A 25,375-nucleotide genomic window follows, 5' to 3' on the forward strand; every position below is an offset into this window, starting at 1 on the left:
TCTCCCTCGCCCCGCTTGCGGGGAGAGGGTGGGGTGAGGGGGGCTCTCCGCGGGGACGGTGGCAGCTGGACTCGCGGAGACTCCCCCTCACCCGGATCGCATCTGGCGATGCGATCCGGCCTCTCCCCGCAAGCGGGGAGAGGCGAAGAAAAACCTACTCCGCCGCCAGCGACTTTTGCTTGAGCGGCAGGCCGAGGCGGTCCCACACTTGCAACAGGGCTTCGGCGAGTTGATCGATCAGGCCGTCGTCGTGATAGGGCGAGGGCGTGATGCGCAGGCGCTCGGAGCCCTTGGCGACGGTCGGATAGTTGATCGGCTGGATGTAGATGCCGTGCTCTTCGAGCAGGAGGTCGGAGGCCTGCTTGCACTTCTCGGCATCGCCGATGAACAGCGGCACGATGTGGGTGTCGCTCGACATCACCGGGAGACCGGCGGCGTTGAGGATCGCCTTGACCCGGGCGGCGCGGTCCTGGTGGCGCTCGCGCTCCCAGCTCGAGGTCTTCAGGTGCTTGATCGCGGCGGTCGCGGCCGAGCAGATCGCCGGCGGCAGCGCGGTGGTGAAGATGAAGCCCGGCGCATAGGAGCGCACGGCGTCGATGATCTGGCCGTTGGCGGCGATGTAGCCGCCGAGGCAACCGAACGCCTTGGCCAGCGTGCCTTCGAGGATGTCGATGCGATGCATGACGCCGTCACGCTCGGCGATGCCGCCGCCGCGCGGGCCGTACATGCCGACCGCGTGGACTTCGTCGACATAGGTCATCGCGTTATATTTTTCGGCGAGATCGCAGATCTTGGCGAGCGGAGCGACGTCGCCGTCCATGGAATAGAGGCTCTCGCAGGCGATCAGCTTCGGCCGGTTCGGACCCGCCGCCTTCAACAGCGCTTCGAGGTCGGCGAGATCGTTGTGGCGGAACACTTGCCGCTCGCAGCCGGACTGGCGGATGCCCTCGATCATTGAATTGTGGTTGAGCTCGTCCGACAGGATCAGGCAGTTCGGAATGAGCTTTGCGATCGTCGCGATGCCGGTCTGGTTCGAGACGTAGCCCGAGGTGAACAGCAGCGCGGCTTCCTTGCCGTGGAGATCGGCGAGCTCGGCCTCGAGCTGCACCAGCGGATGATGCGTGCCGGCGATGTTGCGGGTGCCGCCCGCGCCGGTGCCGACGCGCGTTGCGGTCTCGACCATGGCGCCGACGACCTTCGGATGCTGACCCATGCCGAGATAGTCGTTGGAGCACCAGATCACGACGTCGCGCTTGCCCTTGGGCGAATGCCAGATCGCATGCGGAAACCGGCCCGCCATGCGTTCGAGATCGGCGAACACGCGGTAGCGCCGCTCAGTGTGGAGGCGATCGAGGGCGGAATTGAAGAACTGGCTGTAATCCATCGGCAAACCTGCAACGGAACCTGACCAAGGGGCGCATCTTCTTAGAGCTTTTCCAGCTCCAATGTCTATGCGCTATCCCACATTTGGCCCTGGAGGGCATTTGGGCAAAATGCCCTATCGTGCGATTTGAAACTTGATCCCGATCAAAGAACTCACCGGCTTGTGTAATGCTGCTTTGCGGTAAGTACCGGGAGGGGCCGACATGGCAGCCTGGGGCTGCCTGGGCTCGGCAACACAATTCAGCAGATTATCATTCGAAAGGACCCTCCCATGAAGCGCGTGATGATCCTCAACGGTCCCAACCTCAACATGCTCGGCATCCGCGAGCCGCACATCTACGGCACCACGACGCTCGCAGAGGTCAATGCGAGCTGCGAGGAAGCCGCCGCGAAGCTCGGGCTCAAGCTCGCCTTCCACCAGTCCAACCATGAAGGCGTGCTGGTCGACCTGATCCAGTCGGCGCGGCAGGACGCCGATGCGATCGTCATCAACCCGGCCGGCCTGTCCTTCACCTCGGTCTCGATCATGGACGCGATCAAGACATTCGAAGGCCCGGTGCTGGAAGTCCACATCTCCAACATCCACGCCCGTGACGAATATCACCGGCACTCGAAGATCTCGTTCGTGGCGACCGGCGTGATCTGCGGGCTGGGGCCGTTCGGCTACATCGCGGCGCTGCACGCGATTGCGAATATGAAGTGAAATGCTGCCGCAGCGACGGTCTGCTCCCTCGCTCCGCTTGCGGGGAGAGGGTTGGGGTGAGGGGGAGTCTCCGCACGGACGGTGACAGTCGGACTCGTGGAGAGTCCCCCTCACCCGGGATCCGCGCTACGCGCGAATTCCGGCCTCTCCCCGCAGGCGGGGAGAGGCGAAAAAAATCACGTCGTCCGAAACTGCAGCACGCCGTCCTTGGTCTCCGCCGTCAGCCGGCCCTCGACGATCATGTAGTTGACGTGGGCGACCAGTTCGCCGGCGGCAAAACCCATCTGGTGTTCGTCGAGCACGTGCTTGTTGAACACCACGGGCACCAAGGCGCGCGAGGTCTGCGGCACCTCGCGGCAGGCTTCCGCGATCAGGCGGCAGCGCTCCTCGTGGTGGTCGGCGAGCTGCTTGATGCGGGTCTTGAGCCCGTAGAATGGTACGCCGTGGCCGGGCAGCACCAGCAAATCATAGGGCAGCGTCGTGGTGAGGCTGGCGAGCGAAGCCAGATATTCGCCGAGCGAGTTCTGGTCGGGCTCGACCGCCCACACGCTCACATTCGGCGAGATCTTGCTCAGCACCTGGTCGGCGGAAAGGAACAGCTTGTCGTCGGCGCAATACAGCATCACCTGGTCGAGCGCGTGGCCGCCGCCGGTGATCACCTTGAAGCGGCGCGTGCCGATCACGACCTCGTCGCCATGCGAGATGCGGCGGTAGGACGGCGGCAGCACCGAGACGCGCTTGAGATAGTCCTGTCCGCGGCCGAGCAGCTTTTCGGTGAGCGACTCGTCCATGCCGTGGCGGCGGAAGAACAGCCGCTGCGCTTCGCGCCGCTCCTCGGTGCCGCGATTCTGGTGATAGACCGATTGCAGATATTCGACCTGCGACATCACCAGCGGGCAGTTGAACCGCTCGACGATCCACCCCGCAAGCCCGACATGATCGGGGTGGGAGTGAGTGACGATCAGGCGCGTGATGTTGACGCCCTTGAGCGGGCCGTCGAACAGCTTCGTCCAGGCCTCGATCGTCTCCTCGTTGCCGAAGCCGGCGTCGACCATGGCGTAACCGTCGCCGTCGGCGAGCAGGTAGATGTTCACATGGTTGAGGCGGAACGGCAGCTTCAGCCGCGCCCACAACACGCCGGGCTTCACCTCCACGACCTCGTCGGGGCCGGGATGCTGGTCCCAGGGATAACGCAGGGCCTCCGCGGAGGACTGCACGGTGTCGGTCTTCGCGTTCATGCTACCGACTTAAACCCGCCGGGCGCGCCGCGCCAGCCGAAAAAGACGCGGGGGTGGCTCGCATAGCGGTCATTCCGCGCCGGATTTTTCCGTGACCCGGATGGAGCGCAGCCCAAAAATGCCGGTCATTCCGGGGTGCGCGTGAGCGCGAACCCGGAATCTGGAGGTCGTCGCGCGAGATTCCGGGTTCGGCGCTTTGCGCCGCCCCGGGATGACAATCAGGCCGCTCGCATGCTGTTGAGGAACGCGTCGATCTCCCCGCGCAGCAGGTCGGCCTCGCGGCGCAGTGCGTCGGAGGCGCCCAGCACTTCGCTCGCCGCAGCGCCGGCTTCGGCGGAGGCCGTGGAGACGCCGACGATGTTGCTGGAAACCTCGCTGGTGCCGCCGGCGGCATGCTGGATGTTGCGCGCGATCTCGCGGGTCGCCGCGCCCTGTTCCTCGACAGCCGCAGCGATCGTCGTGGTGACGTCGTTGATCTCGCCGATGATCCGGCCGATGCCCTGGATGGCGCCGACCGCCGAGGTCGTCACGTTCTGCATGCTGGCGATCTGGGTGCGGATCTCCTCGGTCGCCTTCGCGGTCTGGCTCGCGAGGCTCTTCACCTCGGAGGCGACCACCGCGAAGCCGCGGCCGGCCTCGCCCGCGCGTGCCGCCTCGATGGTGGCGTTGAGCGCGAGCAGATTGGTCTGCGAGGCGATGGTCTGGATCAAATCGACCACGACGCTGATGCGGCTCGCGCTGTCGGCGAGGCTCTGCACCGTGGCGTCGGTCGCGCCGGCTTCGTCCACGGCCTTCTTGGCGATCCCGGCCGAGGTGACCACCTGGCGGCTGATTTCGGCGATCGAGGACGACAGCTGCTCGGTGCCTGACGACACGGTCTGCACGTTGACCGAGGTCTCTTCGGCCGCGGAGGCGACCGCGTTGACCAGCGCGTTCGACTGGTCGGCGGTGGTCGACATGCTCTGCGCGGTCGATTGCATCGAATTGGCGGACTGCGCCAGATTGTCGAGCGCGGAGCGCACCGTGCTTTCGAATTCGGCGATCTTCGCCTCGATGCGCGCGGCCCGCTCGGCCTTGGCGACGCGGTCCTTGTCCTGTTCGCTCGCAAGCGCGCGGGCCTCGACCATGCTATCGCGGAACACGGTCAGCGTGTCGGTCATCGTGCCGATCTCGTCATTGTGCTTGGCACGCGCGATCTCGGTGTCGAGATCGCCGGCCGAGAGTGACTGCATGGCGCGCTGGAGGCCGGTGATCCGGCGCAGGATGTTGCGGCCGACATAGAGCCAGACGAACAGCGCCGAGCCGACCAGCATCAGCGCGCCCAGCGCCAGCATGACCGACGTCGCGAGCGAGATCTCCTGCCGCGCCTGGAAGGTCGACGCGTTGGTCTCCTTCTGCACGCCGTCGACGAGCTGCTGCACGCTGATGCCGAGGCCGACGTTGAGCTTACGCGTCTCGTCCAGGATGGTCTGGCCGTAGTCGATGGAGTCGAGCTCTTTCTCGCGCAGATTGAACACGCCGGTCTTGCCGGTGCCGAGCGCGAGCAGCTTTTCCGCCGTCGCGCGCAGCATCTTGTTGCCCTGATTGTCCGACAGCAGATCGAGGTTCGACCGCAGGCGTCCTTGTGCCGTCTTGAATTCCTTCTGGATGTCATCGAGCTTGTCGCTCGTGTTCGCCGACAGCGCCGCGCTCATGTCGGCGGCTGCGAGATTGCCGCTGGCGACGACGTTGCCGAGCTGGCCGACGGTCTGCGCGGCTTCGGTGGCATCTTCGGCCGACAGGTTGGCCGAGCCGAGAATGGCGTTGACCCGGGTCTGCGCGTCCAGCATTGCCGGACTGGCCGCGCCCACGAAGGCGCCCTGGGCGCTGCGCAGCGCGTCATATTGCTTGTCGTGCAGGGCGGCAATGTCCAGCCGTTCGCGGGCGGCCTTGGCCAGGCTCTGGGCCGCCTCGTTGATGCTCTTCATCGTCTCGCTGAGTCCGGAGACGACGGCCTTGTCGCCGCCGAGCTCGATGATCTCGTTGAGTTTCTGCTGCGTCTGCTCCTGCAATTCCCTGAGCTTCTTGGTGCGCTCGTTCAGGGCGTCCTCGCTTTGAGCCGCAAGCAGGGCAGGTCCCTGTGCCGCAAGGCCCGCGCTCAGGGCCGACAATTGCAGGCTGGCGGCGAGGCGCGGAATGTCCCGCCCGCTCAGTTCTGTCATGCGTCCGCCGAGATTTTGCAGCGCCAGGCCGGCGCCGGCCGCGATCACGAGGCCCATGCCCGCGATCACCGCGAAGGCGGTGAACAGGCTGCCGCGCACGCCCCATGTCGGCATCTTGAAACGAGGTCTCAAACGGCCAAGCAAACGGCCAACGCCCAGACGGATCGCCATCGAACTTCCCCCACGCTCTTGCTTCTGTTTTGTGGCGGGCAGTATCGGCGGGGCCGGTTAAAAAAATCGCAATTGGTGCAATTGCTTGCGCTGGTTCCGCAGGGCGAAAAAAGAAGGGCCGGCAACGGGGCCGGCCCTTCGTCAGGATAAGGTTTTGCTAACCGATCAGTAGCGCGCGACCGTCGAATTGGCCCAGTTGAAGCGATAGTTGACGCCCGCCTTGAAGGTGTGGTCGTCGGTGGTGAAGTTGCCGGTGCCCGCCAGCGGGCCCGCGGTGAAGTGCGCGTCGCCGAAATTGTAGTACTGGTACTCGGCCTTGGCCGACCAGTTCGGCGCGAACATGTATTCGAGGCCGGCGCCGACGGTGTAGCCGTTGCGATGATCGCCATCGATGATGAAGCCGGTCGGCACGCCGCCGACGGTGACCTTCTCGTTGTTGTCCGAATAGGCGTAGCCGCCCTTCACGTAGAGGAGGCCCGGACCCCAGGTGTAGCCGACGCGGCCGGTGATCGAGCCGAGGCCGCGCTGGTCGTTGGTGTAGGCGACGCCGCCCGGAAACACCGCGCCGACGCTGCCGGAGAGCCAGGAATACTGGCCTTCGACGCCGACCACGAAGTTCGGGTTGAACTGCCAGTCAGCACCGACCTGCACGCCGCCGAGGAAACGGCCGTTGCCGTTGTTGCCGGTGGAGAGGCCGTTGAAATTGTTGTCGCTGGAGAACGCGCCGCCGACATGGGCGCCGAGATAGAATCCCGTCCAGTTGTAGATCGGCGCGACATAGGCCGGCGCGGGCGCCTTGTAGTAGTTGCGGTTGCCGAGATCGGCGCCGACGGCCGGCGCAGCGGCGCCCACCACGAGCAGCGCGACGGTCGCAAACAGAATCTTCTTCATAGTCCAAACTCCAACACTTAGGTCCCCGGCAGGCGCGCTTTCCGCGCCGTCGTTGGTTTTGCAGATAGCTCGCTTTTGACGAAAATGCTGTCACATCCGTGGCACAGCGGCAGCCAACCTAACGTATTGGGCTGCAAATGATTTTCGTGCTTAATGGCGACTTAAGAAATGCTGAAGGAAGGTTTAACGTCGCCTCTTCCCGGCAACCTGCGTGCGGCTCTTGTTAACCAAGACGCCGCCGTGCTTCATCGCGCATCTGCGCGCGGAATGCCGCGCGCTTTGCCGGCCGGTCTTCCTCGCGCACGTCGTGGCGATCGAAGATGTCGAACTTCTCCAGGATCGGATAGCGCTCGCTCGCCATCGCGAGCACGCGCAGCACCTTGGTCGCCGACGGCGTCGGGCCGCTGACCTCCCAGCGCCGGATGGTGTCGGCGCCGCCGTTCTCCGGCAATCCGCACAGCCTGGCCATGTCGGCCGCGGTGAGCTTGCGCTCGAGGGCATCGGAGAGGTCGGCGCGGAGTTGCTTCAGTTCGGGGCCGGTCATGTCAATCGCGTTCAGGGAGCTGCTCAAGGCAAATGCACTAGCGCTGATTCGGGTCCATCCGAAGGCAGCGAGCGCACGCCACCCCGGGCTCCGGTACCTTTGTGTGCGCACGGAGTTATGAACGGAGTGCCCATGGAAATCTTCCGGCGAATGAACAGATGACACAGCGGGGCCCTAGCGATGAAGGGATCAGCCATGACAACCGTCAAACTCGCCATTGCCGCGCTCATCACGACCGGACTGCTTGCCGCGCCGTTCGCGGCTGAGGCGAAGAAGCACCGCTCGAGCCGATATTACAGCACCAGTGTGGTGGCCCCGGCCTATGGCAGCGCTGGATTGCCGGCGACGCAGGGCAGGCCCGCTTACGGATCGTCCGGACAGACGGTCGGCACGGTCACGGCGCCGTCGATCGGAACGTACAACTGGCCGTCGGTCGGCGTGACCAATTCGGTCCCGACCTGGAGCAATACCAACCCGCGGTGATGAGCGATTGCATCGCCCGTCAGCTCTCCGCGCCGCCCTTCTCAATGCCGAACACAAGGCAGGTCGTCGTCGCGTGCGCGAGCAGCCGGCCCTTCGTATCGGTGATGCGCGCTTCGGCGGTCGCGACGCGGCGGCCAGCGTTCAGTACGCGGCCTTCGGTGCGGATCACGCCGCTGGCCTCGCTCATGCCGCGCACGAACGAAATCTTGAATTCCAGCGTCGTGTAGCCGGTCCCGCCGGGCAGGGTGGTCTGCACCGCCAGCCCCATTGCGGAATCCAGCAATATCGCGGCGTAGCCGCCATGGACCGAGCCGATAGGGTTGTAGTGACGCAGGCCCGGCACGCTATGGATCACAACAATCCCAGGCTCGGCCCTGCAGTCGAACGGCTCGACCGTCTGCATGATCGGCGGCTCGGGCAATTGCCGGCTTTGTCGTCCACCACCGAGCGCCTCCAAACCTCATGGAATGATCTATATCATATAATAAGGGATGGAAAAGAGCCAGAAGGCGCACCTCAGGCGCCACGGCCACCCTGTTGCCCGATCACGCAGCGCCATCCCGCGAGGCGCTCGGCCGGATGCTGGTTCATCCATTCGGCAAGCTGCGGCGCACCCATCATGCAGGACTGCATCGAAACGTCGGCGAAGTCCGATGTGGTGACGATCTGCTCGTGACAATTGGCGGGAGAGGCGAGGCTGCAAAGCACGGCAATGATCTTGATCACGACAGATGTTCCACGTTGCCGCCGGCGGCGCGCCCGATCGTGGTCGTGTCGTGCCGCTCGCTGACCGGATCAGCGGGCGGGAAGATGCTGTCATAGATCGCGCGTGCCTCCTGGATGAGGCGCAATCGTTCGCGCTCGGATCTCGAGACAAATTGAATAACCTGGCCCATGTTTGGCTCCGAAGAGTTTGGCGACCATCATCAGATGATGGAAATCATTCCAAACCGATGTGGGGTGCGGCCCGGCGCTTTGCAGCTGTGCGGGCGGTCACGGGGAATAAAAAGCGCGTGACCGCGCCGTTGCGGCAGATGCGGTTCGATTCGGTCCAATCGTCTTTGGGGGCGAACCGGATACCGTTTGCGTCACGCCGCCGGCGCGCACTCCTTCCGCCCCGGCACTGCCGCGAGCAGCTCGCGCGTATAGGCGTGCTCGGGCGCGGCGAACAGCTGCGCGGTCGGTTTCAGCTCGACGATCGCGCCGCGCTGCATCACCGCGATGCGGTCGCAGATCTGGGCGGCGACGCGCAGGTCGTGGGTGATGAACAGCATCGAGAGGCCAAGGCGCGCCTTGAGGTCTTCGAGCAGCCGCAGGACTTGCGCCTGCACAGAGACGTCGAGCGCGGAGACAGCCTCGTCGGCAACGATGATCTCGGGCTCGAGCGCGAGCGCGCGGGCGATGCCGATGCGCTGGCGCTGGCCGCCCGAGAATTCATGCGGATAGCGTTCGAGCGCGCCGGCATCCAGGCCCACCATCTTCAGGAGATCGCGAGCGCGCTCGAAGGCGACCTTCGGATCGGTGCCGGCCGCGATCGGGCCGTCGGCGATGATGTGGCCGATCTTGCGGCGCGGATTGAGCGAAGCGAACGGATCCTGGAAGATCATCTGGATGCGATGGCGCTCGGTGCGCAGCGCCTTGCCCGTGAGCGAGGTGAGATCGGTCTCGCCGATCCGCACCGTGCCGCGGTCGGCTTCGATCAGCCGCATCACGAGGCGCGCCACCGACGATTTGCCCGAGCCGGATTCGCCGACGAGGCCGAGCGTCTCGCCCTTGAGGATGTTGAAGTTGACCGCGCGCGCTGCGTCGACGCGGCGGTCCTCGCGAAACCAGCCCCCTGATGTGACGTAGGTCTTGTCCAGCCCGATCACCTCGACGGCCCTGGCCTGGTCGTCGAGGGGCTCGCGCGCCGGCGGATCCATCGACGGCACGGCAGCGAGCAGCGCCTTGGTGTAGTCGTGCTGCGGCTCGTTGAAGACGGTCGCCGCCGGGCCTTCCTCGACCACCTTGCCATGCCGGAGCACCACGACCTGGTCGGCAATGTCGGCGACCACGCCGAAATCATGGGTGATGAACATCACCGCCATGTTGCGGTTGCGCTGGAGGTTGCGGATCAACTTCAGGATCTGCGCCTGCGTGGTGACGTCGAGCGCGGTGGTCGGCTCGTCCGCGACCAGCACCGCCGGCTCGAGCGCGAGCGCCATCGCGATCATGGCGCGCTGGCGCTGGCCGCCGGAGAGCTGGTGCGGATAGGCGCGGACGATGCGCTCAGGGTCGGGCAGGCCGACCTCGCGTGCCAGCGCCAGCGCTCTTGCGCGCCGCTCCTTCGGCGTGAGCAGGCCGTGGGCCTCGAACATCTCGGCCATCTGGTCGCCGATCCGCATCAAGGGATTGAGCGCGGTCATCGGCTCCTGGAAGATCATCGCGAAGCGGCGCCCGCGCAGATCGCGCCAGCCGTCGTCATCCAGCTTGAGGAGGTCGCGGCCCTCGAACTGGATCTCGCCGGAAGTGACGTTGACCGTATCCGGCAGCAGGCCCATCAGCGCATGCGCGCACATCGACTTGCCGGAGCCGGATTCGCCGACGACGCAGACGATCTTGCCGGGCCGAAGGTCGAGCGAGACGCCGTCGACGGCGAAGGCACGCTCGGCACCCTTGGGCAGTGCGATCTGCAGGTTCTTGATGGAGACGGCGGGCGGGGCGGTCATCGTCAGCGTCCCTCCCGCGACAGGCGCGGATTGAGCGCGTCGTTGAGGCCTTCGCCGATCAGGTTCAGCCCAAGCACCGAGATCAGGATGGCGACGCCGGGAAACACCGTGATCCACCAGGCCTGGCGGATCACGGTTCGGCCGGCGCCGACCATGTAGCCCCAGGAGATCAGATTGGGATCGCCGAGGCCGAGGAAGGCCAGCGAGGACTCCAGCAGGATCGCGGTCGCCACCATCAGCGAGGCCAGCACGATCACCGGCGACAGCGCATTGGGCAGGATCTCGCGCAGGATGATCCAGGTGTTGCTCTGGCCGGTGACCACGGCGGCCTGGACATATTCGCGCGTGCGCAGCGAAAGCACCTCGCCACGCACGAGGCGGGCGACCGGCGGCCAGCTCACTACCGCGATCGAGGCCACGATCGAATAGATCGAGGGCTGCAGGATCGCGACCAGCACGATCGCCAGCGCGAAGCTCGGAATGGTCTGGAAGAATTCGGTGAAGCGCATCAGGGCGTCGTCGACCTTGCCGCCGAAATAGCCGGCCATGGCGCCGATCGGCACGCCGACGACCAGCGCCACCAGCGTCGAGACGAGGCCGACCAGCAGCGACACGCGTGCGCCAAAGATCATGCCGGCGAACACGTCGCGGCCGAGCGCGTCGGTGCCGAGCGGCACGGTCGAGAGCGTGAACGGCGGCAGGAACGGCCGCTGTACCATGCGCCAGGGCGAGTTCGGGAACAGCATCGGTCCGAACACCGCGATTCCGATCGCAAGCAACAGGATGATGAGGCCGATGACGCCGCTCGGGCTCTTCAGCATCGATTTCCAGAACTGTTTCATGAGGCGAATTCGATGCGCGGATCGACCAGCCGATAGACCAGGTCGGTGATGAGGTTGAAGATCAGGACCATGGCGGAGCAGATCACGAACACGCCGAGCAGGAGGTTGTAGTCCCGCTGCAGCAGCGCGTCGTACATCAGGCGCCCGATGCCGGGCCAGGCGAACACGGTCTCGGTGATGACGGCGCCGCCGATCAGCGTGCCGGAATGCACGCCGGCGAGCGTCACGACGGGCAGCAGCGCGTTGCGCAGCACGTGGCGGCGCTGGATCACGGCGTCGGAGAGGCCCTTGGCGCGCGCGGTCTTGACGAAGTCGAGGCGCTTCACCTCCAGCATCGAGGCGCGTGTCATGCGGGTATAAGTCGCCATGAAGAACAGGCCGAGCGTCATCGCCGGCATGATCAGGTGTTTTGCGACGTCGAGCGCGTGGGCCAGGCCGGTGAGGTTGGCGCCGACCGTCTCGTAGCCGAAGCTCGGCAGCCAATCGAAGGTGACCGAGAACAGGAGGATACCCATCAGCGCCACCCAGAAGATCGGCATGGCGTAGAAGATCAGGGCGAACACGGTGATGCCGGTGTCGAGAAAGGTTCCGGCAAAGCGCGCCGCGAAGCTGCCGAACAGGACGCCGAGCATCAGCGAGATCGCGAAAGCGGTCAGCGTCAGCAACAGGGTCGCCGGCAGCCGTTCGAGGATCAGCTTCGACACCGGCGCCTGCTGGCGGAAGGAGAAGCCGAGGTCGAGGGTGACGACGCCCTTGACGTAGATGAACAGCTGCTCGGGCAGCGGCTTGTCGAGGCCGAACTTTTCCCGGAGCTGCTTGACGAAGATCTGGTCGCTGGCGCCGGCCTCGCCCGCCATCACGACCGCGGGATCGCCGGGCGCAAGCCGGATCAGGAAGAAATTGAGGACGACGATCGCGAGCAGGACGATCACGCCCTTCACGACACGCTGAGCGACGAAGGAGAGCATATCTATAACGCAGTGAGATTGAGGTGCGTGTCACCGCGATCACGGTGCACTCCCTCTCCCGCTTGCGGGGGAGGGCAGGGGAGGGGGTGCTTCCGCGGAGGGATTGCCAAGAGGAGAGAACCCTCACCCGCTACGCTCTTCGAGCGTAGCGACCTCTCCCGCAAGCGGGAGAGGTAAGGGGAGTTCGGAGCGCCTGCCATCACTTGTCGAGCCATGCGTCCTTGAAGCCGTCATTGACGCCGATGCCGGTAGTGATCAGGTTCTTGACCTTGCAGCGCATGATGGTCGGGAATTGCAGCTCGAGCATCCAGGCCACCGGCACGTCCTCGACCAGGATCTTCTGCGCCTTCTCGTAGATCTCCTTGCGCTTGGAATCCGGGGTCGCGACGGCGCCATCGGCGAACAGCTTGTCGATCTCCGGGTTGGAGTAGCCCTCGACATTGTTGAACACCTGGCCCTTGGCGATGGCGCTGGAGACGTAGTTGCGCCCGACGCCGAGGGCCGGATCGCCGTACTGGTAGAGATAGGTGAAGGCGATGTCGTAGTCCCAGTCGCCGATCTTCTGGTTGCCGCCGGCAACGTCGGTGGCGATGGTCTCGATGTTCATGCCGACGTCCTGGAGATTCTGCTTCACGGCTTCACCCCAGCGCTGCCAGGTCTCGCCATAGGCGAGCGGCAACAGGCGGATCTTCTCGCCCTTGTAGCCGGCTTCCTTCAGCAGCGCCTTGGCCTTGGCCGGATCGTACGGATATTTCGGCACGTCGTCGGTGTAGTATTTGATGGTCGAGGCGGACGGGCCGGTCGCGACCTTGCCGAGCCCGTTCCAGATCACGTCCTTGGCGAAATCGCGGTCGATCGCAAACATGATCGCCTGCCGCACCCGCTTGTCCGCGAGCGGGCCCTGGCGGTTGTTCAGCCATAGCCAGGCCAGCGGCGAGAAGAACTCCCAGCCGGCGCCGGTGACGCAGGTGTCCTTCAGCTTGGACAGCCGCGGCACGTCGAAATTCTCGACCGAGCCGCCGGGCAGCACGTCGACCTTGCCGGTCTCGTACGCCACCGAGCGCGCGGCGGCGTCGGGAATGACCTGCCAGTAGATCTCGTCGAGATAGGGTTTGCCCTTCTCGTGGTAGTTCGGGTTCTTGACCAGGCGGATGAACGAGCCCTTCTGCCACTCCTTGAACATGAAGGGGCCGGTGCCGACCGGGGCGTTGTTGTAGGGGTTGGTCTTCCAGTCGGTGCCGTCATAGAGATGCTTCGGCACCATCGGCATCGAGCCGACCTCGAAGATACCGAGGAACGGGCCGAACGGCTGCTTCAGCGTGAACACCACCGTGTAATCGTCGGGCGCCTCGACCTTGTCGACCTGCCCGAGGTTGTTGCGGGCGCGCGCGTGGGTCTGCTTCAGCATCTCGATCGAGAACAGCACGTCGGCGGCGGTGAAGGGTTTGCCGTCATGCCAGGTGACGCCCTTCTTGAGCTTGAAGGTGTAGGTCTTGGCGTCCTCGCTCACGGTCCAGCTCTCGGCGAGTTCCGGCTGCGGCTCGAGCTTGGGGCTGTAGCGCAGCAGGCCCTCGAAGATGTTGCCGGACACCATCTGGACCGGGCCGTTCTGGACCATCGCAAGCATCAGGCCGGGCGGCTCGGGCTGGATCACGGCATTGATCACACCCCCCGTTTTCGGCTCTTGCGCCAGTGCCGAGGCCGTGAGGCCGCAAGCCAGGAGGAGACCAAGCAACACTCGTTTTGGCATGTCGTATCTTTCTCAAGCGAGGCCAGCCGCAGACGCTTCGCACGTCATGGCGCGCAAAGCTACGGCCGGCCCATCCCAGTCCCCATCCGGTATCGAGGCTCACATAGTCCCATTCGGCGCCGCAAGATGAAAGTCTCGACAGTGTTCGCACAAAAAATGTACAGCGCGTCCTGTTTTCACTTGATTCATTATCCTGTCGTGGAGACAAGTCGGCCATGGACAATGCCACGCGCTCCGAACGGTCCCGCAACGCTGCGCTCGAAGCGGCCATCGCCATCATCGCGCGCGACGGGCCGGGCCGGTTGACGCTCGATGCCATCGCCCGCGAGAGCGGCCTCAGCAAGGGCGGCGTGATGCATCAGTTCCGCACCAAGGAGGCGGTGCTGAAGGCGTTGCTCGAGCGGCAGATGGCGCATTTCGAGGAGTTCTCGATCCGCTATATGGCAAAGGTGAGCGGGACCTCGGCAAATCCCAATCTGGCGACCCAGCTCGCCACGATCCGGGAAGCGGCGACCTCGCCGAATTCTGCCGCGCTGGCCCTGGTTGCGGCCATGGTCGAAAATCCCGACCTGATGGCGCTGCCGCGCGAACTCGAAATGAAGAGGATGGCGGCGATCAAGGAAGAAGCCGCCGATCCCGACCTCGCGATGCTGCGCTGGGCCGGGGCGCTCGGGCTGCTGCTGAGCTCGCTATTCGGCATGTCTCCGCTCAGCAAGGACGAGCACCAGCGACTGTTCGCGCGCCTGCTCGACGACGCACAGTGGACCGGCCTCGGACAGCCCGCCACGACACGCACCAAGTCCGCGGCCAAGTCCACGGCCAAGTCCGGAACGCCATCGGCGGCAAAGGCCCCGACCCCGCGCAAGCGCGCCTGATTCACCGTTAACGAATTCCGACCGGCGCCTGCCCAAATCCGCGCCTGCGGCCAAATGTGCCAGCGCGTCATTTCCGTACTTTACAAACCAACTGGTCGGTTTTATAAGCGGAAACACTGAGACGGCCCAAGGCGTCTGAAATGGCCCCGGACGATGCCTTGGGCCGGCAATGGTGAGCGCCGCAGCCGCGTCTGGTCCCAAAACGCGGCTGCGGTCCCCATCGCCTTGCTGAAAGCCGCTAGAGGAGTCTGGAATGGATCGCTCGATCGCCCTGCGCGGTCTGGGAACGCTGGTGCTTTGCGCGGCCGCGGCCGGCTGCGCCTCGGTCGCCCCCGTGCCCTATTCGGAGATGGCGTCGTCGGCCTACATGGCCCCGGACAAGTCGGACGCCTCCGGCCGCGTGCCCTACCGCTATTCCACGCCGGTCGACTGGCGCGCATATAATAAAGTGATCCTGGATCCCGTCGTGCTCTACCGCGGCAAGGATCATCAGTTCGGCGACATGTCCGACAAGGACAAGGCAACGCTCGCCGCCTACATGCAGAACTCCTTCGCCGAGCGGCTGCGCGGCCGTTTCGCGCTGGTGCGCGAGCGCGGACCGAACACGTTGCGGATCAGGCTGACGCTCACCGGCGCCGTCACCAACACGCCGGTGCTCGGCACGCTCTCGCGCTTCGACCTCGCCGGTGCCGTCTACAACGGCGTGCAGGCCGCGCGCGACGGCGAGGGGACGATGACCGGCTCGGTCGTCTATGGCGTCGAGATCTTCGACGCCGCCACCTCGCGCCTGCTCTCTGCCTACGTCACCAAGCAATACCCGGGCGCCTACGACATCAAGGCCAGCGTCGGCGCGCTCGCAGCCGCCACCGCCGGCCTCGAGAAGGGCGCCGACGCGCTGATGGCGCAACTGAACTGACGCGGCAACCCGCGCAACGAAAGGCATCGCAGATGGACATTCTTCTTCGCTTCGTGCTGCGCGTCGCGATCACGGTCATGATGATGATCGTCGGCGGCCGCGCCGGCGCTGCCGCGCCCACCGATCCCAGCGGCACCTGGCTGGTCGAGGACGGCCGCGCCCGCATCCGGCTCGAACGCTGCGGTCCGTCGCGCGAGCGCATCTGCGGCTTCATCGTCTGGATGAAGGAGCCGGCCGACAAGCGCGGCCAGCCCTATCGCGACAAGGAGAATCCTGATGCGGACAAGCGCGCCCGCGCGCTGCTCGGCCACCAGCTCATCATGGGCTTGCAGGCGACGCCCGAGGGACGGTTTGCCGGCGACATCTACAATGCGGAGGACGGCAAGTTCTATTCGGTCTCGCTGTGGCGCGAATCCGCCGATCGCCTGAAGCTGAAAGGCTGCCTCATAAAATTCCTGTGCCAGACCCAGACCTGGCAGCAGACCCTCGACGTGCTGCCCGGCCAGCTCGTCGGCCTGACCGGCGATCTCAACGGCCCGCGCGCCGACAAGGAATGGGCGGCCGTGCCGGCACCGAAGCCGATCCAGGTGAAAACGAAATAGCCTTCAGGGCGTCCGCAGCGCCCGTCGCAACTCGTCGAGCGCGTCTGCGAGCTGTTCGCGGTGCGCGATGTCGTCCTTGGGGAGTGCGGCGACGTTGCCGGCGAGCTCCCGCAGGATGCCGGCGAGCAGCCCGAAATTGATGTGCAGGTGCACCGATTTGCGTTCGTCGGCCGCGCCCGGATGTTGCAGCACTAGCGCGACGCCGCTGCCGTCGAGCCGCGCCTCGAAGCGCGATGAATGCTCGAAGGTGCCGACATAGAACTTGTCGGGATATTCGAGCGCGACCTCTGCCTTGTCGGGAACCGGCCTGGACATGTGAGCCTCATCGATATCGCTGCATTGTGACCGGGAATAGACCGGGCCGCCTTGCGATAGGTCAGAGGCGACCGCTTCCGGATTTGATCCGGATCAAAGCCAAGCCGCCGCTTCTGCGATCGAATGGCAACTGGCCGGACGCCGCGTTGCGTGCCCTGGTTCTTTCAGCCGTGAGACGATCGATGGACATGCAGGCCACGAATATCCCCGCGGGCGACGACAGCGGACCTGACGTCGTCGTACCGGAGCCGGATGAGGGCGTGCAGCGCTGTCTGCAATTGCTTGTTGATGCGGGCCTGCGGCCAACGCGCCAGCGCCTGGCGCTCGGCCAGTTGCTGTTCCTGCGCGGCCATCGTCATGTGACCGCCGAGGGGCTTTATGAGGAGGCGCTGGCGGCAAACGCATACCTGTCGCTGGCGACCGTCTACAATACGCTGAACCAATTCACCGAAGCCGGCCTGTTGCGCCGGATCGCTGCCGACGGCATCAAATCGTTCTTCGATACCGACACATCCGTGCATCCGCACTTCTACCTCGAAGGCGAGGATGTGCTGGTCGACGTCGCCGATGGCCTCGCCTTCACCAGGATTCCCGAGGCGCTTCCCGGCCACGAGATCGCGCGGCTCGACGTCATCGTCCATCTGCGCCGGAAGCGCGTGTAGCGCCGCCGCGCTCTTACCTTCCCCTGGAGGGGCCTCACCGCACGCCATGTCCTTCGAGACGACCGCTTCCAGCGGCCTCCTCAGGATGAGGCTAAGCAGCACCGTGCCCGTTGAAGCTGCTGCCGCGAATTCCGTCCTCATCCTGGGGAGCCCGCCAGGCGGGCGTCTCGAAGGATGGCCGCAGGAACCGCTCTCAAATGCTATTCCCCTGCCGTTCTAGGGAAGGCAAGAGGTGTCACCGCAACCCCGCCCGGCGGAATCCTTCCAGATAGTGCTCGCGATCGGCGTCACTGGCCCATGGCAGTTGCGTCTCGATCCAGTGCAGCGAGATGCCCGGCTGGGTGCGGCGGAGCTCGCCCAGCGCCATCTCCGCAAGCATCCCGTCGCCGGTCATGCCGGCGGAGACGGCGAGCACGCGATAGGCGCCGGTGAGGTCGCCGCGATGGCGGATCGCCTCGCGCGCGAGCGCGATGGCCTCGTCATAGCGCCGCTCGGTGAAGCGCGCATAGCCGGCGATACCGTGATAGATCGCCAGCGACGGGTCGCGCGGTGAGAGCCGGATCGCCCTCTGCGCCGCCTCGAACGAGTCCTTCGATCGCCCGGCATAGGACAGCGCCAGCGCGTAATAGCCCTGCGCCAGCGAGAAGTTCGGATTGAGCGCGAGCGCCTGCTCGAACTCGGACAGCGCGTCCGCAAGCCTGCGCGTCGAGAAGTAGACGCTGCCGAGCCCGGCATGCGCCCAGGCGTCCTCATGATCGCAACGCACCGCGGCCAGCGCGGCGGCTTCCGCTATTGGCGCCACCCTGGCCAGCTCGACCCAACCGAGATGCGCGCCGAACATGTGGTTCGCCGCCAGCACCGACAGCGCCTGGCCGTAATTCGGATCGATCCCGATCGCGCGCTCGAGCAGCGCCTGTGCGGCCTCGTGATCCTGCCGCGTCACGCGCCAGTAGTGCGACAGCGCGCGCATCAACAGATCCCAGGCGTCGAGGCTCGCGGGCGGCTTGCGATGGCTGCGAAAATTCTCCGCTGCGTGGATCTGCGGCTCGATCGCCGCGACGATCGCGTTGGTGATCTCGTCCTGCACGGCGAAGACGTTGACGAGCTCGCGGTCATAGCGCTCGGCCCAGAGATGGCTGCCTGACGCCGCGTCGTTGAGCTGGGCGGTGATGCGCACCCGCTTGTCCGCCTTGCGCACGCTGCCTTCGACGATGTAGCGGACGCCGAGCTCCTCGGCGATCTGCCTGATGTGGACCGCGCGTCCCTTGTAGATGAAGGACGAGTTGCGGGCGATCACCATGAACCAGCGCTGCTTCGACAGGGCGGTGAGGATGTCCTCGCTGATCCCGTCGCCGAAATAGTCCTGCTCGGGATCGCCGCTCATGTTCTCGAAGGCGAGCACCGCGATCGCCGGGCGGTCCGCAACCGTGCGTGCCGGGGCCGGGGCGGGTTCCGCAGGCGCGAGTGTGACTGCCACATCTTCCCGGACCTCGCCGACGAACCGAAAGCCCTTGCGCGGGATCGTCTTGATCAGCCGCTGAGTCGCGCCGTCGTCGCCGAGCGCCTTGCGCGCGGCATTGATCCGGCTGTTCAGGGCGGAATCCGAGACGATCCGGTCACTCCAGATCTGGCTGATCAGGTCATCCTTGCTGACCACTCGGGCCCGCTGCGCGACGAGGTAGAGCAGCAGATCGAACACCTGCGGCTGCAACGGCACGGCGACCCCGGCGCAGGTCAGTTCGCGCAGGTCGCCGTCGAGCACGTTGTTTTCAAAGCAAAATCGCACGTTTCTGTCGTCTCAAGCAAAAATCAAAGTCGTCTCAGGCGAAAATCAACCGTCCGCAAAAGCCATGGAACGTCCGATCCGGCATGGTGCGAAGACCAAACAGTGCCGATGCCTCGGCACAACGGAGCTTTCCATGTCCCAAATTGATCACCAGGTTCATTCGATCGGCCCGGAGGTTACGGGCTCTCGCATTTTCAAGTTCATCGCCTTTCTGTACGGAATTGCGGCGTATCTCGTGTTTTTCGTCACCATTCTCTACGCTATCGGCTTCGTGATGGGGCTGGTGGTGCCGAAGACCATCGACACCGGAACCGACACGTCGACGGCTGAGGCCGTCATCATCAACCTGCTTCTGATGGCGCTGTTCGCCGTCCAGCACAGCGTGATGGCGCGCCAGCGCTTCAAGACATGGTGGACGCAGTTCGTCTCCAAACCGATCGAGCGCAGCACCTATGTGTTGTTCGCGAGTCTGTCATTGCTGCTCCTGTTCTGGCAGTGGCGTCCGCTGCCGGCCGTCATATGGGAGGTCGAGGACCCGGATTTCGCCGTGACGCTGGTCACGGTGTCCTTCGCAGGCTGGGTGCTGGTGTTCACCTCGACCTTCATCATCAACCATTTCGAATTGTTCGGATTGCATCAGGTGACCAACCATCTCGTCGGCAAGGAAGCGACGCCGCCGCGTTTCAAGACGCCGCTGCTCTACAAGTTTGTCCGTCATCCGATCTATCTCGGCTTCATCGTCGCGTTCTGGGCGGCTCCGGTCATGACCGCGGGACATCTGCTGTTTGCGGCCGTGACCACGATCTACATCTTCGTCGGCATCGCGCTGGAGGAGCGCGACCTCATTGATCTCTTCGGCGACGAATACCGGCAGTACAAACAACGCGTGTCGATGCTTATTCCCTGGCGCCGGTCAGTTTAGTTTTCGCGCTCTGCGCGCGTCCGCCGAAAGGAGGACGCGCGGCGGCGCCGAGGCGCGTATCGGACCTTGCCGGACTCTCGCCTTCAACGTCCCTCGGAGTGATTCCCCCTCACTCCGAGGCTACCAACGCGAGCGAAGCTCGTCGCGACCCCGCATCCGCCTTCGCCGAGATCTCGGTGAACCGGAGCGGGGAGAGGATTTCCAACCTTCATCAACGGAGACGACCCAATGAAACATGTCGGACACTGCTTCTGCGGCGCGGTTACGGTCGAGGTCACGGGTGCGCCGGAGGCGATGGGCTATTGCCATTGCGGCTCCTGCCGGTCCTGGTCCGGCGGGCCGGTGAACGCCTTCAGCCTGTGGAAGCCTGACGCGGTGCGCATCACCGAGGGCGCGCAGCACGTCGAGACCTTCGCCAAGACGCCGCTCAGCCAGCGCAAATATTGCAGGAAGTGCGGCGGCCATCTCATGACCAATCACCCGCCGCTCGGTTTGACCGACGTCTTCACCGCCACCATCCCCACCCTGGCGTTCACGCCCGGCGTCCACGTCAACTACGCCGAGACGGTGCTGCCGATGCGCGACGGCCTGCCCAAGCTGAAGGACTTCCCCGCCGAGTTCGGCGGCAGCGGCGAGATGATGCAGGAGTAGCAGGCGCTGCTCTTCCTCCTCCTCTTGCGGGGGGAAGAGCGAGCTGCATCTCAGCCGTTCTCCACCAGAAACTCCACCCGCTCGGCGGCAAAGCGCGAATGCTTCGTCACCAGCGGCTTGCCGTCGAGACCGTGGTCGGTGGCATCGACCACGAGGATCGGCCGTCCCAGCGGCAGATCGAGCCGTGCAGCGTCGGTCGCGTCGACGATGCCGGCGGTGATCCGGGTCGCGCCGCGGCGATAGTCGCGGACGCCGAAGTGTTCGAGCAGTTTCGTCATCGAGCGCGTTGCGGCAAACACGCTGCCCGCACCCGGAAACAACTCCGCCGACAGCCACGTCGTGGAGACGCAGATCGGGGTGCGGTCGGCTAGGCGTATCGCCTCGATCCGCACCAGCGGGGCGCCGACCTTCAGGCCCAGCTCGCGCGCCAGCTCGCGCGTCGCGACGTCGTCGGACGCCTCGATCAACTGCCCGCGCGGCTCACGGCCGCCGGCACCGACGATCTCCGAGAAGCGCGTGCGCGAGCGCAGCGGATAGGCGATGCGCTGCGCCTCGACATAGGTGCCGCTGCCACGTTCGGCGCGCACCAGGCCGCGCTCGGCAAGGGCTGCCAGCGCCCGCCGCACGGTGTGGCGATTCACGCGATAGGTCTCGGCGATCTCCATCTCGCCCGGCAGCTTGTCGCCGGCGGCGAAGCGGCCGTCGGCGATGCCGCGCTCGATGCCGTCGGCAACGAGGCGCCATAGCGCGACGCCCGTGGAGGCGGTGTCCTGCATGCTCATATCGCCGGTCAGCCTAGCCCGAAAATCACACGCTTGTCACGAAACAGTCATGGCGCTTCCGTATGAAGTTGTCTACTATCATAGACAACTTGAGTTCGGCAAGTTCGGTGGATCGGGTGACGCGGCACAACAATCAGCAAGCCCAGCGCAAGGCCGCGATGGCCGTGCTGGCGCACGCGGAGGCGGGCGAGATCGCCGCTCGCCTCCGCGCTTTCGCCCTCCCGGCCCATCAGGATCTGCGCGCGCCGGAAAACGGCCTCGTCATGCTGCGCGGCCGGGTCGGCGGCGACGGCGCCCCGTTCAACCTCGGCGAAGCCACGGTGTCGCGTGCCGCGGTGCGGCTCGCGAGCGGCGAGGTCGGCTTCGGCTACACGCTCGGACGCGACGGTGAGAAGGCGCGGCTGATCGCTCTGTGCGATGCGCTGGTGCAGTCGCGGGATTTTTCCGCATCGGTCGAGCGGGACGTTATCGCACCGTTGCGCGAGCAGCTTACGATCCGGCGCAAGCAGGCGGCGGCCGAGACCGCCGCGACGAAGGTTGATTTCTACACCATGGTGCGCGGTGAGGGGTGAGATCATGACCACGATTGCGGAACTGCCGCCGGGGTTCGCCGACAAGGTGCTGTCGGCGCAATCGACCTTTCGCTCGGTCATGGACGCGATGGCGCGGCCGGGTTCGGTCCAGCGCATCGTGCCGATGGCGGGCACACCCGGGCCGATGATGCGCGGCGCCGCCGCGATCGCGCTGACGCTGTTCGATCACGACACGCCGCTCTGGCTCGATGCGCGGATGTCGGAAAGCTCGGAAGTCGTGAAATGGCTCAAGTTCCACACCGGCGCGCCGGTGATTCAGGACTCCTCGATCGCGAGCTTTGCCCTGATCAGCGATGGCGCCTTGCTTCCGGCGCTCGAGCGCTTCGCGCTTGGCACCAGCGAATACCCGGACCGGTCGACCACGTTGATCCTCCAGGTCGATAGCCTTGACGCGGGGCGGGGCTTCGAGCTGCGCGGCCCCGGCATCGACGGCGTCGCGACGCTCCGGGCCTCGATCAAGCCCGCCGACCTGTTCGAGCGGCTGCGTGTCAACGAGGCGCTGTTTCCGCGCGGCATCGACGTGGTGCTGGTCGCCGATGACGCCGTGGTCGCGATCCCCCGCACCACGCGGGTCGTGAGCAAGGAAAGCTGAAGCATGTATGTCGCAGTCAAAGGCGGCGAACGCGCCATCGAGAACGCCCATCGCCTGCTCGCCAATGCGCGGCGCGGCGATCAAAGCGTGCCGGAAGTCATGCTCGACCAGATCTCGGAGCAGCTTGGTCTGGCCGTGGACCGCGTTATGAGCGAAGGCTCGCTTTATGACCGTGAGCTCGCAGCGCTCGCGATCAAGCAGGCGCGCGGCGATCTGATCGAGGCGATCTTCCTGGTTCGCGCCTTCCGCGCCACCCTGCCGCGCTTCGGTGCGAGCGAGCCGGTCGACACCGGCGCCATGCGCGTGCAGCGGCGGGTGTCCTCGACCTTCAAGGACATTCCCGGCGGCCAGATCCTCGGGCCGACCTTCGACTATACGCACCGCCTGCTCGATCCCTCGCTCGCGGAGGGATTTGTGCCGGACGCGCCGGCGACGGCCGAAGCCTCGACCGCGCCGACGCCGCGCGTGACCGATATCCTGGGCCGCGATGGGCTGATCGAATCCTCGCCGCAGGCCGAGGCCGGCGCCAGCGTCGGCGATCTCACGCGCGAGCCGCTGAACTTCCCGGCCGACCGCGACCTGCGCCTGCAAAATCTCGCGCGCGGCGACGAAGGCTTCCTGCTGGCGATGGGCTATTCCACCCAGCGCGGCTATGGCCGCAACCATCCCTTCGCCGGCGAGATCCGCTTCGGCGAGGTCGAGGTCGAATTCTCCGCCGAGGACGTCGGCTTCGCCGTGCCGCTCGGCTCGATCGAGCTCACCGAGTGCCAGATGGTCAACCAGTTCAAGGGTTCTGCCACGGAAGCACCCTGCTTCACCCGCGGCTATGGCCTCGCCTTCGGCCAGAGCGAGCGCAAGACCATGTCGATGGCGCTGGTCGATCGCGCGCTGCGTGCCCGCGAGCTCGGCGAAGAGGCGCTCGCGCCGGCGCAGGATGAAGAATTCGTGATGTCGCATTCGGACAATGTCCAGGCGACCGGCTTCGTCGAGCATCTGAAGCTGCCGCACTATGTCGACTTCCAGTCCGAGCTCGGCCTGCTGCGCAAGCTGCGTCAGGAGTTTGCCGAGGCCAATGCGCCCGATGCCATGAAGGAGGCCGCGGAATGAACGCGCCCGCCTACAATTTCGCCTATCTCGACGAACAGACCAAGCGGATGATCCGCCGCGCCATCCTGAAGGCGATCGCGATCCCCGGCTATCAGGTGCCGTTCGCCAGCCGCGAAATGCCGATGCCCTATGGCTGGGGCACCGGCGGCGTGCAGGTCACCGCCGCGATCCTCGGTCCTGAGGACGTGCTGAAGGTGATCGACCAGGGTTCCGACGACACCACCAACGCGATTTCGATCCGCAAGTTCTTCGCCAAGACTGCCGGCGTCGCCACCACGACGGCGACCGACGCGGCGACCGTGATCCAGACCCGTCACCGCATCCCCGAGGCCGCGCTGAACGAGAACCAGGTGCTGGTCTATCAGGTGCCGATCCCGGAACCGCTGCGGTTCCTCGAGCCACGCGAGACCGAGACGCGGCGCATGCATGCGCTCGCCGAATACGGCCTGATGCATGTGAAGCTCTATGAGGACATCGCCCGCTTCGGCCACATCGCGACCGCCTACGCCTATCCGGTCAAGGTCAACGCGCGCTATGTGATGGACCCGTCGCCGACGCCGAAGTTCGACAATCCCAAGATGGACAATTGCCCGGCGCTGCAATTGTTCGGCGCCGGCCGCGAGAAGCGCATCTACGCGATCCCGCCCTATACGCAAGTTGTGTCGCTCGATTTCGAGGATCACCCGTTCGAGCCGTATCGCTTCAATGCGCCCTGTGCGCTGTGCGGCGCGGATAACTCCTATCTCGACGAGATCGTTACCGACGACAAGGGCGGCCGCATGTTCGTCTGCTCCGACACCGATTATTGCGAGGGCCGTCAGGCCGCCGGCCATCACGGCAGCCTGAGCGCTGCGCCGTACAAGGAGAAGGCGCAGGAGACATCAAATGGCTGATCACGACATGCTGGACAACGATGAGCCGCTGCTGGTTGCGAATTCGCTCAGCAAGTCCTACGGCCGCATCGCCGCGTGCCGCGACGTGTCGTTCTCGCTCTATTCCGGCGAGGTGCTGGCGATCGTCGGCGAATCCGGTTCGGGCAAGTCGACGCTGCTGCAACTGCTGTCGGGCCAGCTCGCGGCCAGCGGCGGGCACGTCACCTACCGGATGCGCGACGGCGTCACCCGCGATCTCGCCACGCTCGGCGAAGCCGAGCGGCGCTTCCTGTTTCGCACCGACTGGGGCTTCGTGCACCAGGATCCCGCGCAGGGCCTGCGCATGGCGGTCTCGGCCGGCGCCAATGTCGGCGAGCGGCTGATGGCGGTGGGATGGAATCACTACGGTCGCATCCGCGACACCGCGTCCGACTGGCTCACCCGCGTCGAGATCGACACGGCGCGCATCGACGACGCACCGCGGACCTATTCCGGCGGCATGCGCCAGCGCCTCCAGATCGCCCGCAACCTCGTCACCGAGCCGCGGCTGGTGTTCATGGACGAACCCACCGGCGGCCTTGATGTGTCCGTGCAGGCGCGCCTGCTCGATCTCTTGCGCAGTCTCGTTGCCGAGCTGAACCTCGCCGTCGTCATCGTCACCCACGACCTCGCGGTCGCGCGGCTATTGTCGCACCGCGTGATGGTGATGAAGGGCGGCCGCCTGATCGAGACCGGTCTCACCGACCAGGTGCTCGACGATCCCCGTGAGCCTTATACTCAGCTCCTCGTTTCCTCGATTCTGCCGCCATGAGCCCACT

At 65.5% G+C, this 25,375-nt stretch carries 27 protein-coding genes and 1 pseudogene; 13 read left to right on the forward strand and 15 right to left on the reverse strand.

The window, feature by feature from the left end; genetic code table 11:
* Positions 1-154: 154 nt before the first annotated feature.
* Positions 155-1,384 (reverse strand): 5-aminolevulinate synthase, encoded by a 1,230-nt coding sequence (gene hemA / locus ACE10W_RS02780; protein ID WP_028173690.1) that lies wholly within the window; start codon positions 1,382-1,384, stop codon positions 155-157.
* A 270-nt stretch (positions 1,385-1,654) separates the two neighbouring features.
* Between hemA and aroQ the strand changes: the two genes are divergently transcribed.
* Positions 1,655-2,086: a type II 3-dehydroquinate dehydratase gene (aroQ, locus tag ACE10W_RS02785; RefSeq protein ID WP_011084019.1), complete on the forward strand. Its 432-nt coding sequence runs from the start codon at positions 1,655-1,657 to the stop codon at positions 2,084-2,086.
* A 176-nt stretch (positions 2,087-2,262) separates the two neighbouring features.
* Here the strand turns inward: aroQ and ACE10W_RS02790 are convergent, their stop codons facing one another.
* The 4 genes from ACE10W_RS02790 to ACE10W_RS02805 form a co-directional block, all read right to left on the reverse strand.
* Positions 2,263-3,324 carry an MBL fold metallo-hydrolase gene (locus ACE10W_RS02790; protein WP_161533099.1) on the reverse strand — a complete coding sequence of 354 codons (1,062 nt, stop codon included), beginning with the start codon at positions 3,322-3,324 and terminating at the stop codon, positions 2,263-2,265.
* Between the two features lie 218 nt (positions 3,325-3,542).
* Entirely contained in the window at positions 3,543-5,696 is a 2,154-nt protein-coding gene (locus ACE10W_RS02795) for a methyl-accepting chemotaxis protein (protein WP_304550737.1), read from the reverse strand.
* Positions 5,697-5,861: 165 nt separating this feature from the next.
* Positions 5,862-6,587 (reverse strand): outer membrane protein, encoded by a 726-nt coding sequence (locus tag ACE10W_RS02800; protein WP_011084022.1) that lies wholly within the window; start codon positions 6,585-6,587, stop codon positions 5,862-5,864.
* A 223-nt stretch (positions 6,588-6,810) separates the two neighbouring features.
* Entirely contained in the window at positions 6,811-7,131 is a 321-nt protein-coding gene (locus ACE10W_RS02805) for a hypothetical protein (protein WP_011084023.1), read from the reverse strand.
* Between the two features lie 195 nt (positions 7,132-7,326).
* Here ACE10W_RS02805 and ACE10W_RS02810 point away from each other — a divergent pair, with 195 nt between their 5' ends.
* Complete coding sequence (locus tag ACE10W_RS02810; protein ID WP_028173687.1) at positions 7,327-7,614, forward strand: hypothetical protein; 288 nt, start codon at positions 7,327-7,329, stop codon at positions 7,612-7,614.
* Between the two features lie 19 nt (positions 7,615-7,633).
* Here the strand turns inward: ACE10W_RS02810 and ACE10W_RS02815 are convergent.
* The 7 genes and pseudogenes from ACE10W_RS02815 to ACE10W_RS02845 all read right to left on the reverse strand — a co-directional run.
* Positions 7,634-8,038 (reverse strand): annotated as a pseudogene (locus ACE10W_RS02815) (PaaI family thioesterase); the annotation flags it as partial.
* A 92-nt stretch (positions 8,039-8,130) separates the two neighbouring features.
* Complete coding sequence (locus tag ACE10W_RS02820) at positions 8,131-8,340, reverse strand: hypothetical protein (RefSeq protein WP_161533102.1); 210 nt, start codon at positions 8,338-8,340, stop codon at positions 8,131-8,133.
* On the reverse strand, positions 8,337-8,510 hold the full coding sequence (locus ACE10W_RS02825; RefSeq protein ID WP_202633118.1) for a hypothetical protein: 174 nt from the start codon (positions 8,508-8,510) through the stop codon (positions 8,337-8,339). The genes ACE10W_RS02820 and ACE10W_RS02825 overlap by 4 nt, the downstream gene beginning before the upstream one ends.
* A gap of 192 nt (positions 8,511-8,702) precedes the next feature.
* Positions 8,703-10,322, reverse strand: a complete 1,620-nt coding sequence (locus ACE10W_RS02830; protein ID WP_161536943.1) for an ABC transporter ATP-binding protein — start codon at positions 10,320-10,322, stop codon at positions 8,703-8,705.
* Positions 10,323-10,324: 2 nt separating this feature from the next.
* A complete protein-coding gene (locus ACE10W_RS02835; RefSeq protein WP_027542419.1) occupies positions 10,325-11,164 on the reverse strand; it encodes an ABC transporter permease in 840 nt (279 codons plus the stop codon).
* Positions 11,161-12,132, reverse strand: a complete 972-nt coding sequence (locus ACE10W_RS02840) for an ABC transporter permease (RefSeq protein WP_304550738.1) — start codon at positions 12,130-12,132, stop codon at positions 11,161-11,163. The genes ACE10W_RS02835 and ACE10W_RS02840 overlap by 4 nt, the downstream gene beginning before the upstream one ends.
* A gap of 199 nt (positions 12,133-12,331) precedes the next feature.
* Positions 12,332-13,882: an ABC transporter substrate-binding protein gene (locus ACE10W_RS02845; protein WP_011084030.1), complete on the reverse strand. Its 1,551-nt coding sequence runs from the start codon at positions 13,880-13,882 to the stop codon at positions 12,332-12,334.
* A 215-nt stretch (positions 13,883-14,097) separates the two neighbouring features.
* On the opposite strand from ACE10W_RS02845, the gene ACE10W_RS02850 reads away from it, so the two are divergent.
* The 3 genes from ACE10W_RS02850 (at position 14,098) to ACE10W_RS02860 (ending at position 16,275) form a co-directional block, all read left to right on the forward strand.
* Positions 14,098-14,757, forward strand: a complete 660-nt coding sequence (locus ACE10W_RS02850) for a TetR/AcrR family transcriptional regulator (RefSeq protein ID WP_011084031.1) — start codon at positions 14,098-14,100, stop codon at positions 14,755-14,757.
* Between the two features lie 253 nt (positions 14,758-15,010).
* Complete coding sequence (locus tag ACE10W_RS02855) at positions 15,011-15,673, forward strand: DUF3313 domain-containing protein (protein WP_271556891.1); 663 nt, start codon at positions 15,011-15,013, stop codon at positions 15,671-15,673.
* A gap of 32 nt (positions 15,674-15,705) precedes the next feature.
* Positions 15,706-16,275 (forward strand): DUF2147 domain-containing protein, encoded by a 570-nt coding sequence (locus ACE10W_RS02860; RefSeq protein ID WP_304550739.1) that lies wholly within the window; start codon positions 15,706-15,708, stop codon positions 16,273-16,275.
* A 3-nt stretch (positions 16,276-16,278) separates the two neighbouring features.
* On the opposite strand, the gene ACE10W_RS02865 is transcribed toward ACE10W_RS02860, so the two are convergent.
* On the reverse strand, positions 16,279-16,590 hold the full coding sequence (locus ACE10W_RS02865) for a hypothetical protein (RefSeq protein WP_161533106.1): 312 nt from the start codon (positions 16,588-16,590) through the stop codon (positions 16,279-16,281).
* 182 nt (positions 16,591-16,772) lie between these two features.
* Here ACE10W_RS02865 and irr point away from each other — a divergent pair, with 182 nt between their 5' ends.
* Positions 16,773-17,252 (forward strand): Fur family transcriptional regulator Irr, encoded by a 480-nt coding sequence (gene irr / locus ACE10W_RS02870; protein WP_060912765.1) that lies wholly within the window; start codon positions 16,773-16,775, stop codon positions 17,250-17,252.
* 235 nt (positions 17,253-17,487) lie between these two features.
* On the opposite strand, the gene ACE10W_RS02875 is transcribed toward irr, so the two are convergent.
* Positions 17,488-19,038, reverse strand: a complete 1,551-nt coding sequence (locus ACE10W_RS02875; RefSeq protein WP_304550740.1) for a winged helix-turn-helix domain-containing tetratricopeptide repeat protein — start codon at positions 19,036-19,038, stop codon at positions 17,488-17,490.
* Positions 19,039-19,171: 133 nt separating this feature from the next.
* Here ACE10W_RS02875 and mddA point away from each other — a divergent pair, with 133 nt between their 5' ends.
* Both mddA and ACE10W_RS02885 read left to right on the forward strand, forming a co-directional pair.
* On the forward strand, positions 19,172-19,960 hold the full coding sequence (gene mddA, locus ACE10W_RS02880; RefSeq protein WP_304550741.1) for a methanethiol S-methyltransferase: 789 nt from the start codon (positions 19,172-19,174) through the stop codon (positions 19,958-19,960).
* A gap of 228 nt (positions 19,961-20,188) precedes the next feature.
* The gene (locus ACE10W_RS02885) at positions 20,189-20,611 is read left to right on the forward strand and encodes a GFA family protein (RefSeq protein ID WP_028173675.1); all 423 of its coding nucleotides are present in this window, start codon (positions 20,189-20,191) and stop codon (positions 20,609-20,611) included.
* Positions 20,612-20,661: 50 nt separating this feature from the next.
* Here ACE10W_RS02885 and phnF read toward each other — a convergent pair whose 3' ends face one another.
* Positions 20,662-21,393 (reverse strand): phosphonate metabolism transcriptional regulator PhnF, encoded by a 732-nt coding sequence (gene phnF, locus ACE10W_RS02890; RefSeq protein ID WP_011084038.1) that lies wholly within the window; start codon positions 21,391-21,393, stop codon positions 20,662-20,664.
* Between the two features lie 107 nt (positions 21,394-21,500).
* On the opposite strand from phnF, the gene phnG reads away from it, so the two are divergent.
* Genes phnG through phnK form a run of 5 tightly spaced genes read left to right on the forward strand, consistent with a single transcriptional unit; the run spans position 21,501 to position 25,368 of the window.
* Positions 21,501-21,965, forward strand: coding sequence for a phosphonate C-P lyase system protein PhnG (gene phnG, locus ACE10W_RS02895; protein ID WP_271556883.1), 465 nt, complete (start codon positions 21,501-21,503; stop codon positions 21,963-21,965).
* Positions 21,966-21,969: 4 nt separating this feature from the next.
* Positions 21,970-22,578, forward strand: a complete 609-nt coding sequence (gene phnH, locus ACE10W_RS02900) for a phosphonate C-P lyase system protein PhnH (RefSeq protein WP_304550742.1) — start codon at positions 21,970-21,972, stop codon at positions 22,576-22,578.
* 3 nt (positions 22,579-22,581) lie between these two features.
* Positions 22,582-23,685 carry a carbon-phosphorus lyase complex subunit PhnI gene (locus tag ACE10W_RS02905; RefSeq protein WP_161533109.1) on the forward strand — a complete coding sequence of 368 codons (1,104 nt, stop codon included), beginning with the start codon at positions 22,582-22,584 and terminating at the stop codon, positions 23,683-23,685.
* Positions 23,682-24,578, forward strand: coding sequence for an alpha-D-ribose 1-methylphosphonate 5-phosphate C-P-lyase PhnJ (locus ACE10W_RS02910; protein WP_011084042.1), 897 nt, complete (start codon positions 23,682-23,684; stop codon positions 24,576-24,578). The genes ACE10W_RS02905 and ACE10W_RS02910 overlap by 4 nt, the downstream gene beginning before the upstream one ends.
* The gene (phnK, locus tag ACE10W_RS02915; RefSeq protein ID WP_304550743.1) at positions 24,571-25,368 is read left to right on the forward strand and encodes a phosphonate C-P lyase system protein PhnK; all 798 of its coding nucleotides are present in this window, start codon (positions 24,571-24,573) and stop codon (positions 25,366-25,368) included. Before ACE10W_RS02910 ends, phnK begins: the two co-directional genes overlap by 8 nt.
* Positions 25,369-25,375: the final 7 nt, after the last annotated feature.

This window comes from Bradyrhizobium sp. B025 (assembly GCF_042257955.1).
Taxonomy (GTDB): domain Bacteria; phylum Pseudomonadota; class Alphaproteobacteria; order Rhizobiales; family Xanthobacteraceae; genus Bradyrhizobium; species Bradyrhizobium diazoefficiens.